At 73.3% G+C, this 15132-nt stretch carries 8 protein-coding genes; 4 read left to right on the top strand and 4 right to left on the bottom strand.

The genetic code is table 11. The features are described 5' to 3' along the window. Nucleotides 1-716 (bottom strand): maltotransferase domain-containing protein (locus tag ABTY56_RS23810; RefSeq protein WP_350631021.1); only part of this gene is annotated, 716 nt, incomplete at its 3' end. Nucleotides 717-1470: 754 nt separating this feature from the next. Here ABTY56_RS23810 and glgP point away from each other — a divergent pair. After that, on the top strand, nucleotides 1471-4179 hold the full coding sequence (gene glgP, locus ABTY56_RS23805; RefSeq protein ID WP_350631019.1) for an alpha-glucan family phosphorylase: 2709 nt from the start codon (nucleotides 1471-1473) through the stop codon (nucleotides 4177-4179). 127 nt (nucleotides 4180-4306) lie between these two features. Here the strand turns inward: glgP and ABTY56_RS23800 are convergent, their stop codons facing one another. Together ABTY56_RS23800 and ABTY56_RS23795 are read right to left on the bottom strand one after the other, a co-directional pair. After that, the gene (locus ABTY56_RS23800; RefSeq protein ID WP_502893174.1) at nucleotides 4307-6154 is read right to left on the bottom strand and encodes an ABC transporter ATP-binding protein; all 1848 of its coding nucleotides are present in this window, start codon (nucleotides 6152-6154) and stop codon (nucleotides 4307-4309) included. Beyond that, nucleotides 6151-7995 (bottom strand): ABC transporter ATP-binding protein, encoded by a 1845-nt coding sequence (locus ABTY56_RS23795; RefSeq protein WP_350631018.1) that lies wholly within the window; start codon nucleotides 7993-7995, stop codon nucleotides 6151-6153. Before ABTY56_RS23795 ends, ABTY56_RS23800 begins: the two co-directional genes overlap by 4 nt. 231 nt (nucleotides 7996-8226) lie before the next feature. Between ABTY56_RS23795 and ABTY56_RS23790 the strand changes: the two genes are divergently transcribed. Then, nucleotides 8227-9660 (top strand): family 2B encapsulin nanocompartment shell protein, encoded by a 1434-nt coding sequence (locus ABTY56_RS23790; protein WP_350631017.1) that lies wholly within the window; start codon nucleotides 8227-8229, stop codon nucleotides 9658-9660. A 66-nt stretch (nucleotides 9661-9726) separates the two neighbouring features. Here the strand turns inward: ABTY56_RS23790 and glgX are convergent, their stop codons facing one another. After that, nucleotides 9727-11949, bottom strand: coding sequence for a glycogen debranching protein GlgX (glgX, locus tag ABTY56_RS23785; RefSeq protein WP_350631016.1), 2223 nt, complete (start codon nucleotides 11947-11949; stop codon nucleotides 9727-9729). 257 nt (nucleotides 11950-12206) lie between these two features. On the opposite strand from glgX, the gene ABTY56_RS23780 reads away from it, so the two are divergent. Both ABTY56_RS23780 and ABTY56_RS23775 read left to right on the top strand, forming a co-directional pair. After that, complete coding sequence (locus ABTY56_RS23780; protein WP_350631014.1) at nucleotides 12207-13457, top strand: L,D-transpeptidase; 1251 nt, start codon at nucleotides 12207-12209, stop codon at nucleotides 13455-13457. A 198-nt stretch (nucleotides 13458-13655) separates the two neighbouring features. Further along, the gene (locus ABTY56_RS23775) at nucleotides 13656-14912 is read left to right on the top strand and encodes a L,D-transpeptidase (protein WP_350631013.1); all 1257 of its coding nucleotides are present in this window, start codon (nucleotides 13656-13658) and stop codon (nucleotides 14910-14912) included. Nucleotides 14913-15132 lie beyond the last annotated feature (220 nt).

Below are 15132 nucleotides of genomic sequence, written 5' to 3'. Positions count from 1 at the left end.
CCCTCCTCCAGGACCAGCGCGGTGTCGATCCCGGCGGGCAGCTTCACCGCGGCGGCCTTGCGCCAGGTGGCGATCGGGTCGCTCCACGCCTCCACCAGGTACGACCAGCGGCCGGGCGCGGTCGGGGTGACGTGCGCGCCCCAGCGGTCGGTGCCCTCGGCGAGCTCGCGCATCGGGGTCCACGGGCCGCTGCGGCCGCGCGGGTCGCGCAGCACCACGTTGGCGTTGACGGCGTCGTGGCCCTCCCGGAAGACGGTCGCGGTGACCAGGAAGGTCTCGCCGGCGACGGCCTTGGCCGGGCGGCGGCCGGCGTCGACGAGGGGGCTGACGTCCAGGACGGGGATGCGGCCGATCACGGTGTCGCTCTCTGTCTTGCGGGCGGAGGGCCTGGCGGCTTGCTTGCGGGCGGGCTTGGCCGCGCGTTCGGCCGCGGGTGCGGCGGCGGTCTTCGCGGCGGTCGCCTTCGGGGCGGCCGCCTTCCTCGCGGCGGTCGTCCGGCGGGGCGCGGACTCGGCCCCGGCGTCGGCCTTCGGGGTGGCGGCCGACGCGGTGGTGCGGCGCGTGGTGGTGCGCCGGCGGGGTGCCGCGGTCCGGTCCTCCTCGGCCCCGGGTTGTCGGGTCGCTTCGGAGGACCGCGCCGCTGACGGCGGGGCCGCGGGGGGTTGGGATTCGGAGGATCCGGTACGGACGGCGCCGGACGCCCTGGGCGCAGGCATCGCCGGATCTGTCCGAGTGTCAGAATCCATCCGTCCGGAGGATTCCGCGACCGCTGAGTCGAGGGCTTCGGCCACCGGTGTGGACTGATCCCGCGTGTCGCCGTGCATGCCAAACTCCTGCCCGAGATCGGCGGCAGCTCCCGCGGGCCGGGGGGTCGGGCCAGGGGAGTACCGGGAGGACTGCTGGGTGGGGAGGACGTGCGACCGGAGCCTGCCCGCGCCGCTGTCCCCGGCAACCTGCCCGGCGCCCGCCGAGCCGGTGGCGGGTCGCCCCTGAGCCCGTGCGCGTCCCGGCGCACGCCTCCGGGGGCACGCCCCTGGGCGGCCCGGTCCACCCGTGAACGAGCGGGCCGGGCGCGAGGACACGCGTCGGTGCGCGGTGAGCGCCGAATGGGCTAAGAAGAGCGGGAACGGCCAACGCGAAAAGGATTTGGACGTGCTGCTTCAAGGGGGACGCCACCCGTCGCCGCACTCCCCACAGCATCAACGACCTTCGGTCATCCTCGCACCGGCGACAAGGTTTTTGCAGCGGTACGACAGTAGTTTCGGGTCTTCTCCCGAGCGGATGCGCCATCGGAAATGGATCCGTACCGAAGAGTTCACGCATTGGTAGCGCGGCTCCTCGAAATGTGCGCCTCGCGCGCCCCCCGTGCAGTCCAATGCGCCGAATGCGATCTCATCAATAGCCCGAACGGATGCCCAATAGCCCACTTGACGCACTGTCGGGCCGACTGCCACGGCTACGCTTCACGCCGTGAAGGCAATCCGCAGATTCACCGTCCGCACCGTCCTGCCCGAACAACTCCAGCCGTTGCACGAGCTGGCCCTCAACCTGCGCTGGTCCTGGCACCCCGAGACCAGGGACCTGTTCCGGTCCGTGGACCCGGAGGTCTGGGCCGCGACCGGCGAGGACCCGGTGCGGCTGCTCGGGGAGGTCCCGGCCGGCCGGCTCGCCGCGCTCGCCGCCGACCGGCGGTTCCTGCGCAGACTCGGCGACCTCGCCGACGACCTGCGCGACTACCTGACCGGCCCGCGCTGGTACCAGACCCGGCAGCAGGAGGCCGACGCCGCCCCGCTGCCCGCCGCGATCGCCTACTTCTCGCCCGAGTACGGCATCGCCGCCGCGCTGCCCCAGTACTCCGGCGGGCTCGGCATCCTGGCCGGCGACCACCTCAAGGCCGCCAGCGACCTCGGCGTCCCGGTCATCGGCGTCGGGCTGTTCTACCGGCACGGCTACTTCCGGCAGTCCCTCGGCCGGGACGGCTGGCAGCAGGAGCGCTACCCGCTGCTCGACCCGGACGAGCTCGCGGTCAGCCCGCTCCGGGAGGCCGACGGCACCCCCGGCAGGGTCGACCTCGCCCTGCCCGGCGGCCGCACCCTGGCCGCCCGGATCTGGAAGGCCCAGGTCGGGCGGGTGCCGCTGCTGCTGCTCGACTCCGACATCGAGGCCAACTCACCCGCCGAACGCGACGTCACCGACCGGCTGTACGGCGGCGGCAGCGAGCACCGGCTGCTGCAGGAGATGCTGCTCGGCATCGGCGGTGTACGGGCGGTGCGCGTCTACTGCCGGCTCACCGGACACCCCGCCCCCGAGGTCTTCCACACCAACGAGGGCCACGCCGGGTTCCTCGGCGTCGAACGGATCCGCGAACTCGTCGCCGAGGAGCCGGACGGTCCGGACTTCGCCGCCGCCCTGGAGTCCGTCCGGGCCGGCACCCTCTTCACCACCCACACGCCGGTCCCGGCCGGCATCGACCGCTTCGACCGCGACCTCGTCGCCCGCCACTTCGGCGGCGACGCCGCGCTGCCCGGCGTCCCGGTCGACCGGGTGCTCGCGCTCGGCGCCGAGACCTGGTACGGCGGGGACCCGAAGCTGTTCAACATGGCCGCCATGGGCCTGCGGCTGGCCCAGCGCGCCAACGGGGTCTCCACCCTGCACGGCGAGGTCAGCCGCTCGATGTTCAACGGCCTCTGGCCCGGCTTCGACCCCTCCGAGGTGCCGATCACCTCGGTCACCAACGGCGTGCACGCCGCCACCTGGATCGACCCGGCCGTGGTGCGGCTCGGCGCCGCCGAGATCGGCGCCGAGCGCGCCGAGGAGGCGATGACCACCGGCGAGGCCACCCGCTGGACCGGCCTGGAGGCGATCGGCACCACCGAGATCTGGGACCTCCGCCGCGCCCTGCGCGCCCAGCTGGTGGAGGAGGCCCGCCGCCGGCTGCGCGCCTCCTGGCGCCAGCGCGGGGCCGGCGAGGCCGAGCTCGGCTGGGTCTCCTCGGTGCTCGACCCCGACGTGCTCACCATCGGCTTCGCCCGCCGGGTGCCCTCCTACAAGCGGCTCACCCTGATGCTGCGCGACGCGGAGCGGCTGCGCGGCCTGCTGCTGCACCCCACCCGTCCGGTGCAGATCGTGGTGGCCGGCAAGGCCCACCCGGCCGACGACGGCGGCAAGCGGCTGATCCAGCAGCTGGTCGCCTTCGCCGACGACCCGGCGGTCCGGCACCGGATCGTCTTCCTGCCGGACTACGACATGGCGATGGCCCGGCACCTCTACCCGGGCTGCGACGTCTGGCTCAACAACCCGTTGCGCCCGCTGGAGGCCTGCGGCACCTCGGGGATGAAGGCCGCGCTCAACGGCTGCCTCAACCTGTCCGTCCTGGACGGCTGGTGGGACGAGTGGTACGACGGCCGCAACGGCTGGGCGATCCCCACCGCCGACGAGAGCGGCGGGGTGCTCGACCCGGACAGCGGCGAGGCCGAGCGGCGCGACGACATCGAGGCGGCCGCGCTCTACGACCTGATCGAGCACCAGGTCGCCGCCCGGTTCTACGACCGCGACGCGGACGGGCTGCCGCACCACTGGATCGCCATGGTCCGGCACACCCTGGTCACCCTCGGGCCCAAGGTGCTCGCCGGGCGGATGGTCCGCGAGTACGTCGAACGGCTGTACGCACCGGCGGCGCTGGCCCAGCGGGAGCTGGCGGCGCCGGAACCCGGGCACCCGGAGGCGGGCGGGCGTTCCGCCGGGCGGTTCACGGGCGCGCGGGAGCTGGCCGCCTGGAAGGCGAAGGTCCGGGAGGCCTGGCCGGCCGTCCGGGTCGAGCACGTCGAGGCGGAGTGCCCGACCGAGGCCCAGGAGCTGGGCAGCTCGCTGGCGCTGCGAGTGCAGGTCGCGCTCGGCACGCTGCAGCCGGGCGACGTCGAGGTCCAGGTGGTCTCCGGCCGGGTGGACGAGTCGGACGGCATCTCGGACGCCTGCCTGCTCGCCCTGAAGCCGGTCGGCGGGCCCGACCTGGACGGCCGTACCCGCTACGAGGGCGCGCTGGAACTGTGCCGGACCGGTCCGTTCGGCTACACCGTCCGCGTGCTGCCCGCGCACCCGCGGCTGGCCTCCCCGGCCGAGCTGGGCCTGGTCGCCCTGCCCGCCGAGTCGGCCGGGATGGACGCGGGGCTGCTGCGCTGACGTCGCGCCGGATGACTGCCATGCGTCCGCGACGCACGGCAGTCATCCGAGGGGCGGCCCGGCCGGGTGCGTGACGGCGCACCCGGACGGGCACATTCGAGGGCCGGGGGTGTCGGACACCCCGCGGCTAGACCAGGCTGTCCCGCCAGGCCCGGTGGAGGGTGGCGAAGCGGCCGGAGCCGTCGATCAGCTCCTGCGGGGAGCCGTCCTCCACGATCCGGCCCTGGTCCATCACCAGGACGCGGTCGGCGATCTCCACGGTGGAGAGCCGGTGCGCGATGATCACCGCCGTCCGGCCGGCCAGCACCGTGCGCATCGCCCGTTGTACGGCCTGCTCGCCCGGGACGTCCAGCGAGCTGGTCGCCTCGTCCAGGATCAGCACCGCCGGATCGGCCAGCAGGGCGCGGGCGAAGGCCACCAGCTGACGTTGGCCGGCCGAGATCCGGCCGCCGCGCTTGCGCACGTCGGTGTCGAAGCCGTCCGGCAGCGCGGCGACGAACTCGTACGCGCCGATGTCGCGGGCGGCCCGCTCGACCTCCTCGCGGGTGGCGCCGGGGCGGCCGATCGCGATGTTCTCGGCGACCGTGCCGGAGAACAGGAACGACTCCTGGGTCACCATCACCACGCCGCGCCGCAGCTCGGGGGTGGCCAGCCCGCGCAGGTCCACGCCGTCCAGCCGGATCCGGCCGTCGGTCGGGTCGTAGAAGCGGGCCAGCAGCTTGGCGACCGTCGACTTGCCCGCGCCGGTCGCGCCGACCACCGCGACCGTCTGCCCGGCCGGGATCAGCAGGTCGAAGGGCGGCAGCACCTCCTTGCCGGTGGGGTAGGAGAAGCGGGTCGCCTCGAAGGACACCTCCCGGCCCTTCCCGGCCGCCTGCGGCAGCTCCTGCGGCTCGGCCGGCTCGGCGACGGTCGGCTCGTGGGCGAGCAGGCCGGCGATCTTCTCCAGCGCGGCGGCGGCCGACTGGTAGCTGTTCAGGAACATCGCCAGTTGGTCGATCGGGTCGTAGAGCCGGCGCAGGTAGAGGACGAAGGCGGTGAGCGTGCCCAGCGCCAGTGCGTCGTCGACGGCCAGGTAGGCGCCGTACAGCAGCACGCCGGTGAGCCACAGGTTGGCGGTGGCCCGGGAGAGGCCGACGTAGCGGGCGATCTCCAGCAGGCCGTCCGCGGTCGCGGTCGCGGACTGCCGGTTGACCACGGCGAAGGCCGCGTCGTTGGCCTTCTCGCGGCGGAAGGCCTGCACCGGGCGGATGCCGTTCATGGTCTCGGTGAAGCGGACGATCAGCGAGGCGGCCGAGGTGCGGGAGCGGCGGTACACCCGGCGCGAGCGGCTGCGGAAGGACCGGGCGATCAGCGCCAGCGGCACCGCGGACGCCAGCGAGACCAGGCCGAGCCGCCAGTCCAGCACCAGCAGCAGCACCGAGATGTAGAAGACCGACAGGAAGACCGTCAGCAGCTCCTGCAGGCCCTCCGAGAGCAGCTCGCGCAGTGCGTCGATGTCGCTGGTGGCCCGGGAGATGATCCGGCCCGAGGTGTAGCGCTCGTGGAAGTCCAGGCTCAGCCGCTGGGCGTGCCGGAAGATCCGGCCGCGCAGCTCCAGCAGGATGTCCTGGTTGATCCGGGCGCTGATCTTGATGAACACCCACTGCAGCACCGGGCTGAGCAGCGCGCAGAACAGGTACGCGGCGACGACCGCGACCAGCGGGCCGGAGTCGTGCTCGCGCAGTGCCGGGATGGCGCGGTCCATCGCCACCGCGACCAGCAGCGGGCCGGACTGCAGGGCGGCCTGCTGGACCAGGATCACCACCATCGCGACGGCGATCCGGGCCCGGTGCGGGCCGAGCAGCGAGCGCAGCAGCGCCCGGGGAGCGCCGGGCGGGACGGGGATGTCCTCCTCGTCGGCCGGCGGCGGGGGCAGCTCCTCCTCGGCGGACGGGGCGGGCTCGGCCTTCGTGGGTTCGGCGGTCGTGGTCACGGGGCTGTACTTCCTTCGGGCACGAGGGCGGCCTCGCCCGACATCAGTTCGCGGTAGTGCGCGCAGTCGCGGAGCAGTTCCTGATGGGTGCCGACGGCCTCGATCCGGCCGTCCGCCAGGACCGCGACCCGGTCGGCGAGCAGCACGGTGCTGGGGCGGTGGGCGACCACCAGGGCGGTCGTGGTGCCGAGGACCTCGCGCAGGGCACGCTCGACCAGGGCCTCGGTGTGCACGTCCAGGGCGGAGAGCGGGTCGTCCAGTACCAGGAAGGCCGGGTCGCCGACCACCGCGCGGGCCAGGGCGAGACGCTGGCGCTGGCCGCCGGACAGGCTCAGGCCCTGTTCGCCGACCTCGGTGTCGACGCCCTCGGGGAGGTTCTCCACGAAGCCGGCCTGGGCGGTGGCGAGGGCGGAGCGCAGCTGCTCCCCGCTCGCGCCCGGGGCGCCCATCAGGACGTTCTCCCGGACGGTGGCGGAGAACAGGGTGGGCTCCTCGAAGGCGACCGCGACGAGTTCGCGCAGCCGCTCCCGGGGCAGGTCGCGGATGTCCCGGCCGTCCAGCGTGACGGTGCCGGCGGTGGCGTCGTACAGCCGGGGGAGCAGCGCGGTGAGCGTGGTCTTGCCGCTGCCGGTGGCGCCGACCAGGGCCATCGTCTCGCCGCTGCGGATGTGCAGGTCGATGCCGGTCAGCAGGTCGGGGCTGTCGGCGGGGGCGTCGGGGTAGCGGAAGCGGACGCCGGTGAAGCGGATGCCGTCCCGGGTGGTGAGGCCGGTGGCGGTGCCCGGGTCGGGGGTGTCCGGTTCGTCCAGCACCTCGAAGAAGCGGTCGGTCGCGGTGGCGGCCTCGTTGGCGTACGCGAGCAGCCAGCCGAGCGACTCCACCGGCCAGCGCAGCGCGAGCGCGGTGGAGAGGAAGGCGACCAGGGCGCCGGCGCTCAGCTCGTCGTGGGCGACCAGGTAGGCGCCGGCGGCGAGGGCGCAGCCGAGGGCGATCTCCGGCAGGCCGACGATGACGGCCCAGAGGTTGGCGAGCAGGTGGGCCTTGTGCAGCTCGGTGCGGCGCAGCTCCCGGGACCGGGCGCGGAAGCGCTCGGCCATCGAGCGGTGGCGGCCGAAGGCCTTGAGGATCCGGATGCCGAGGACGGACTCCTCGACCACGGTGGCGAGGTCGCCGTTCTGGTCCTGGGCGAGGCGGGAGGCGCCGGAGTAGCCGGACTCGAAGCGCCGGGTGAGGAGGAACAGCGGGACGACGGGGACCAGGGCGATCAGGGCGAGCCGCCAGTCCTGGGTGAACATCACCACCGTGCCGGCCAGGAACATCACCGAGTTGACGATCAGGAAGACCAGCGGGAAGGCCAGGAACAGCCGCATGGTGTACATGTCCGCGGTGGCTCGGGAGAGCAGCTGGCCGGAGCCCCAGCGGTCGTGGAAGGAGACCGGCAGCCGCTGGAGCTTGGCGAAGAGGTCGCCGCGCATCGCCGTCTCCAGCCCGGCCAGCGGGCGGGCGAGCACCACCCGGCGGGTGTAGAACAGCCCGGCCTCGAAGAGCCCGACCAGCAGCACCAGGCCGACCAGCGGCCAGAGGGCGGCCAGGTCGTGCGTGGCGAGCGGGCCGTCCACGATCCGGCCGAGGAGCACCGGGACGGCGAGGGTGCTCAGCATGCCGAGCGTGGCGGCCGTCACCGAGACGACCAGCCGGCCGCGGACGGCGCGCGCGTACGGCCACAGGCGCAGCAGCGAGCGGACCGTGGAGTGGCGGGGCGCGGTCGCCGGTGCGGCTGCGGTGGCTGCGGCGGTCCCGTCGGCGGGCTGGTTGTCGGTGTCTTGTCGGTTCTCGGCCATCGCGGTGAGGGTAGGCAGAGAGCCCGTCACTTCTCATCCGGTTTTTCGCCCCTGTCGGCGGTGTGGGCGATAACCGGCCACCCGGATGGGCGGTGTGCGGGTGGGCGGCGGGGCGTGCGTGGCGGTTCGTGCAGGGAGGAATGCGCCGTGCGCCACTTGCGAGCCCCGGCCGATCGGCCGATGGATCTCCTGACGGATGCTCATTGATGCCCGAGTGACAGGAGTGCGGACATGACGGTCGAGACCGAGTCCAACCCGACCCCCGGCCCGGGATCCGCGACAGTGCGGGTACGGGCCCAGCTCAGCCTCAGCACGACCGCGGCGCGCAACCTGGCGACCACGACCAAGTCGAAGCCGCAGATGCAGGAGATCACCTCCCGCTGGCTGCTGAAGATGCTGCCCTGGGTGCAGGTCAGTGCGGGCACCTACCGGGTCAACCGCCGCCTCAGCTTCGCCACCGGCCGCGGCCGGGTGGTCTTCTCCAAGGCCGGCTCCGCGGTGAGCGTGATCGCCCCCTCGCTGCGCGAGGTCCCGGCGCTGCGCGGCTACCAGGACGACGCGGTGCTGGAGGAGCTGGCCCGCCGGTTCGTGCAGCGGGACTTCGCGGTCGGCGACGTGCTGGTGCAGGAGGGCGCGCCGATCGAGGAGGTGTTCCTGGTCGCGCACGGCAAGGTGGACCGGATCGGCACCGGCAAGTACGGCGAGCAGGCGGTGCTCGGTTCGCTCGCCGACGGCGACCACATCGGCGACGAGGCGCTCACCGAGCCGAGCGGCACCTGGCCGTACACGGTGAAGGCGGCGACCTCCGGCACCGCGATGGCGCTGCCCTGGTCGGTCTTCCAGGAGCTGGTCGACCGCTCGGACTCGCTGCGCGAGCAGCTGCTGGGCTTCGCCGCCGACGCCGCGCAGGCCCAGAACGCGCACGGCGAGGCGGAGATCGACCTGTCGGCCGGCCACGAGGGCGAGTACGAGTTGCCCGGCGCCTTCGTGGACTACGAGCTGAAGCCGCGCGAGTACGAGCTGAGCGTCGCGCAGACGGTCCTCAAGGTGCACACCCGGGTCGCGGACCTCTACAACAAGCCGATGAACCAGACCGAGGAGCAGCTGCGGCTGACCATCGAGGCGCTGCGGGAGCGGCAGGAGCACGAGATCATCAACAACCCGGAGTTCGGCCTGCTCGGCAACGCCGACTTCGACCAGCGGATCCAGACCCGCTCCGGGGCGCCCACCCCGGACGACCTGGACGAGCTGCTGAGCATGCGCCGTGACACCGACCACCTGTTCGCCCACCCGCGGGCGATCGCCGCCTTCGAACGGGAGTGCAACAAGGTCGGCGTCTACCCGGCCACCGTCGAGGTGCTCGGCAAGCAGCGGCCGACCTGGCGCGGGGTGCCGATCTTCCCGTGCACCAAGATCCCGGTCTCCGACCAGCAGACCAGCGCGTTCATCGCGATGCGGGTCGGCGAGGACAACCAGGGCGTGGTCGGGCTCACCCAGATCGGCATCCCGGACGAGGTCGAGCCGGGCCTGAACGTGCGGTTCATGGGCATCGACGAGTCGGCGGTCGCCTCGTACCTGGTCAGCACCTACTACTCGGCGGCGGTGCTGGTGCCGGACGCGATCGGCGTGCTGGAGAACGTCGAGCTCGGGCACGCGCGCGGCTGACGCGGCCGAGTCGGCCGGCCTACACGGGCCCGGCCCGGCCCCGGCCTGGCCCCGGCCGGGCCACGGTCAGGCCCCGGGGGCGGGCGCGCGCAGCAGCTGCAGCGAGCGCCCGCCCAGGGCGACGGTGCCCCGCGGGTACGGCTCGCCGGTACCCGCCGCGGCCGTGTCGACCACCGTCTCGTACGCGGCCTCCGGTGCCGCCCAGGGCTCGCCGGGCAGCGTGAACACCGTGGCCCGGTGGCCCGCGTTGAGCAGCAGCAGGAAGCTGTCGTCGCGCAACGGCAGCCCGGCGTCGTCCCGTTCGGACATCGCGGTGCCGGACAGCAGCATGCCCAGGCAGGCGGTCGGCGCGAACCAGTCGGCCTCGGTCATCTCCTTGCCCAGCGGGGTGAACCAGGCCAGGTCGGGCTGGCCGCCGGGGGCGGCGGCCCGGCCCGAGAAGAACGCCCGCCGGCGCAGCACCGGGTGGGAGCGGCGCAGCCGGATCAGCCGGGCGGTCAGCTCGGTCAGCTCCCGCCAGCCGGGCTCCGCCAGCAGTGACCAGTCCAGCCAACTGACCTCGTTGTCCTGGCAGTAGGCGTTGTTGTTGCCGCCCTGGGTGCGGCCCAGCTCGTCCCCGGCGGTGAGCATCGGGACGCCGGCGGAGAGCAGCAGGGTGGCGGTCAGGTTGCGCAGTTGGCGCAGCCGCAGCGCGTTGACGTCCCGGTCTGCGGTCTCGCCCTCGGCGCCGTGGTTCCACGAGCGGTTGTCGTCGGTGCCGTCCCGGTTGGCCTCGCCGTTCGCCTCGTTGTGCTTGCGGTCGTAGGAGACCAGGTCGCGCAGGGTGAAACCGTCGTGCGCGGTAACGAAGTTGACGGAGGCGTACGGGCGGCGCCCGCCGCGCTGGTAGAGGTCGGAGGAGCCGGTGAGCCGGTAGCCGAGCTCCCGGACGTCCGGGCGGGCGCCGCGCCAGAAGTCCCGCACGGTGTCGCGGTACTTGTCGTTCCACTCGGCCCACAGCGGGGGGAAGCCGCCGACCTGGTAGCCGCCCGGGCCGACGTCCCAGGGCTCGGCGATCAGCTTCACCCGGCTGAGCAGCGGGTCCTGGGCGACGGCGGCGAGGAAGGGGTGGTCCATGTCCACTCCGTCGCCGCCGCCCGGGCCGCCGCGGGCCAGGGCGGCGGCGAGGTCGAAGCGGAAGCCGTCCACGCCCATCTCGGCGACCCAGTAGCGCAGCGAGTCGGTGACCAGCCGGATCACCTGCGGGCGGCGGGTGTCCAGGGTGTTGCCGCAGCCGGTGTAGTCGGCGTAACCGCGCGGGCGGTTCGGCGGGAGGCGGTAGTAGGCGGCGTTGTCGATGCCGCGCAGCGAGAGCATCGGGCCGAGCTCGGCGCCCTCGGCGGTGTGGTTGAACACCACGTCCAGGATCACCTCGATCCCGGCGGCGTGCAGGGCGCGGACCATCCGCTTGAACTCGCCGACCTGGCCGCCGCGCGAGCCGGAGGCGGAGTAGCCGGCGTGCGGGGCGAAGTAGCCGACCGTGTTGTAGCCCCAGTAGTTGACCAGGCCGCGCGCCTGCAGGTGGTCCTCGCTGGCGTACTGGTGGACCGGCAGCAGCTCGACGGCGGTCACGCCGAGGCGGGTGAGGTGGGCGATCGAGGCGGGGTGGGCGAGACCGGCGTAGGTGCCGCGCAGGTGCGGCGGGATGTCGGGGTGGCGCATGGTGAAGCCGCGCACGTGCAGTTCGTAGAGCACCGTCTCGGCCCACGGGGTCTTCGGGCGGTGGTCGTCGTACCAGTCGTCGTCGTCGTGGACGACCACGGCTCTGGGCACGTAGGGGGCGGAGTCGCGGTTGTCCCGGACGGTGTCGGCGACGTCCGCCTCCGGCCAGTTGCGGACGGCGGCGCAGGCGGCGTCGTGCGAGGTGTAACAGCCGTCCACGGCGCGGGCGTACGGGTCCAGCAGCAGCTTGGCCGGGTTCCAGCGGGCGCCGGTCCACGGGTCCCACCGGCCGTGCACGCGGAAGCCGTAGCGGGTGCCGGGGCGCACACCGGGCAGGAAGCCGTGCCAGACCTGGAAGTCCTGCTCGGTGAGGCGGTGCCGGCTCTCGCGGCCCTCCTCGTCGAAGAGGCAGAGGTCGACGGCCTCGGCGCCGGCCGCCCAGAGCGCGAAGTTGGTGCCCCGGCGGCCGAGCCGGTCGGTCCGGACGCGGGCGCCGAGCGGCTGCCAGCTGCCGGGCCGTGGTGGTTCGGCGGTGTGCGGGCCGCCGTCCGGCCGTGCCCCGGCTTCCAGCTCCTGCCCTGACGCCATGGCCGTACCCTCCCTGGGCGGGGTGTCCCGGACCCCGTTCACTTCCTCTTTCCCGGATTGCGCAGATCGGAAGCCGCTGAACGGGGGCTTACCGGCGGATGGCCCGCAGGGGGGTGTGAGCGGTGGGTGGGTGCGGGAGTGGGGCGGCTCCGGGGGTGGCCGGCTCCTGTGCGGGGATTCCGGGGTGTTCGGCGTGTCCCCTTGTCGACGGCCGTCGTTGTTCCGGGCGTCGGACGCGAACAGTGGGAGGCCCCGGGATGCGGCGCCGAGGACGGGTGTGGGCGCGGGGTGCGGCGGCGGTGGCCTGCTGTCTGGCCGTTCTCACGGGGTGCGGCAGCGGTGGTGGCGCGCCGGGCGGGGACGCGGCGGTCGGGGCGGCCGCCGACGAGGCGGGGGCGGGGCCGTACACCGCGCCGCCGCCGCCGTCCCGGGCGGTGGTGACCGCGCTGCCGGCCGACGGCGCGCAGGACGTGCAGCCGGAGGGCGCGGTCCGGGTGAGTGCCGCGCAGGGCCGGCTGGTGTCGGTGCGGCTGGCGGACGCCAAGGGCGCCGAGGTGCCCGGCACGATCACCCGGGACGGCGGCGGCTGGGCGCCGGACGGCCCGCTGCCGCTGGGCACCGCGTTCACCCTGGACGCCGTCGCCGAGGACGACCAGGGGCAGAAGGCCGCGCAGCACTCGGCGTTCTCGACCGTCGCCCGGGCGCACACCTTCGTCGCCTTCTTCACCCCGGAGGACGGCTCGACGGTCGGCGTCGGCATGCCGGTCTCGCTGCGCTTCAGCCGGCCGATCGCCGACCGGGCGGCGGTGGAGCGGGCCGTCCAGGTCACCGCCGACCCGCCGGTGCCGGTGGCCGCGCACTGGTTCGGCAACCAGCGGCTGGACTTCCGTCCGCAGCGCTACTGGGCGGCCGGCACCAAGGTCACGGTGGCGTTGCGGCTGAAGGACGTGCAGGGCGCGCCGGGCGAGTTCGGCACCCAGAGCCGGGACCTGCACTTCACCGTCGGCCGGGCGCAGGTCTCCACCGTGGACCTGGACGCGCGCACCCTGACCGTCCGGGCCGGCCAGGGCGGCAAGGTGGTCCGGGTGCTCAAGGTCTCCGGAGGCAGCCCCGAGCACTCCACGTACCGGGGGGTGATGGTGGTGTCGGAGAAGTACAAGGTGACCCGGATGAACTCGCAGACCGTCGGCATGGGCGACGAGTACGACATCAAGGACGTCCCGCACGCGATGCGGCTGACCAGCTCCGGCACCTTCATCCACGGCAACTACTGGGCGGACCCGGGCGTGTTCGGCACCGCCAACACCAGCCACGGCTGCATCGGCCTGGCCGACGAGAAGGGCGGCACCAGCAAGGACTCCCCGGCGGGCTGGCTGTTCGAGCACACCGTCCCGGGGGACGTGCTGGAGGTGAAGGCCTCGGCCGGGGACTTCGTGCCGCCGCAGAACGGGCTGAACGGCTGGAACGTGCCCTGGGACCAGTGGGTGGCCGGGAGCGCGCTGCGCTAGACGGCCCCCTTTCCGGCTCCTGCCGGCCGCTTCACGGTCGGTTCACCACCGCTTCACCGGGGACCCCCGGAGATTCGTTCGAACGGCCCGGTTATCCTGCTCCGACGCGTCCGCAGCCCGGCGCGAAAGATCGGCGCCCGGTGCAACTCATGGGGGCACTCAACGCGTCAAGAGAGTGGATACCGGGAGGGGAAAACCGTGAAGACGGGTAAGACGGCCGGCGCCGCGATACGCACCAGCAACCGCTACGGGCGCAGGGGTGCGATGGCGTTGGTCATGGGTGGGGTACTGCTGCTCACGGCGGCCTGCAACGACGACAAGGGCAGCGGCTCCGGCGGCTCGGGAGGGGGCAACGCGGCCGCGTCGGCTTCGGCGGACGGCGGGGGTGCGGGCGGTTCGGGCACGTCGAAGGCCTCGGCCGCGGTGATCGCCGTCGAGCCGAAGGACGGGGCCCAGGACGTCCAGCCGAACGGGCTGCAGGTGTCCGTCTCCAACGGCAAGCTCACCACGGTCGACGTGACCGACAAGGACGGCAAGCCGGTCACGGGTGCGATCACCCCGGACGGCACCGGCTGGAAGCCCGCCGCGGCGCTCACCGTCGGCATGGCGTACAAGGTGAACGCCCAGGCCAAGGACGCCGAGGGGCTGGTGGCCGCGTCCACCACCTCGTTCACCACGCTGACGCCGGACAAGAAGATCTCCACCAACGACAACATCAGCGACGGCGCCACGTACGGCGTCGGCATGATCGTCTCGGTGGAGTTCAACAAGGCGGTCAAGAACAAGGACGCCGTCGTCCAGGGCATCACCTTCGAGACCAGCAGCGGCACCGTGGTCAAGGGCCACTGGTTCGGCGACAAGCGGGTGGACTTCCGCCCGGAGCAGTACTGGGCGCCGGACACCAAGGTGACCATCAAGTACCGGCTGAAGAACGTCGAGGTCGCCCCGGGCGTCTACGGCGACGTGGACAAGGACGAGCCGTTCACCATCGGCCGTTCGCAGGTCGCCACCGCGGACGCCAAGTCGCACCAGATGACCATCGAGCGGGGCGGCCAGAGCACCACCGTGCCGGTCACGCTGGGTGCGGACGCCACGCCGTCCTGGGGCGGGACCATGGTGGTGATGGACAAGGAGAAGGTCACCCGGATGAACTCGCAGACCGTCGGTCTCGGCGGCGAGTACGACATCCAGGACGTGCCGCACGCGATGCGGCTGACCACCTCCGGCACCTTCGTGCACGGCAACTATTGGGCGAACCCCTTCGGCAAGTCCAACGCCAGCCACGGCTGCATCTCGATGCAGGACGTGAAGGGCGGCAGCGACACCTCGGTGGCCGGCAAGTTCTTCAACGACTCGATCGTCGGCGACCCCATCAAGATCGTGAACACCAAGGAGAAGACCGTCGCCCCGGACAACGGGCTCGGCGGCTGGAACGTGGACTGGGCCAACTGGTAGGCCCTACCCGGAGGTAGGCCCGGCCAGTCCGGGCACTCCGGTGAGTTCTCTCCGAGCGGTCCGATCCTCACCCGTTGGGGTCGGGCCGCTCGGCTTTCGGGGCGGCGAGCCCCGGGCATGGCGCAACCTTTCCGGTGACCGGGTGCGTATACCCGGTCGGGTCCGATGCGGGGCCGTCGCAGGTCCGCCGCGGGTCCACGGGGAGTCCGGGGAGTTCGGG

Source organism: Kitasatospora sp. NPDC097691 (assembly GCF_040302665.1).
Taxonomy (GTDB): Bacteria; Actinomycetota; Actinomycetes; order Streptomycetales; family Streptomycetaceae; genus Kitasatospora.
This window is presented reverse-complemented; position numbering and strand designations above follow the sequence as displayed.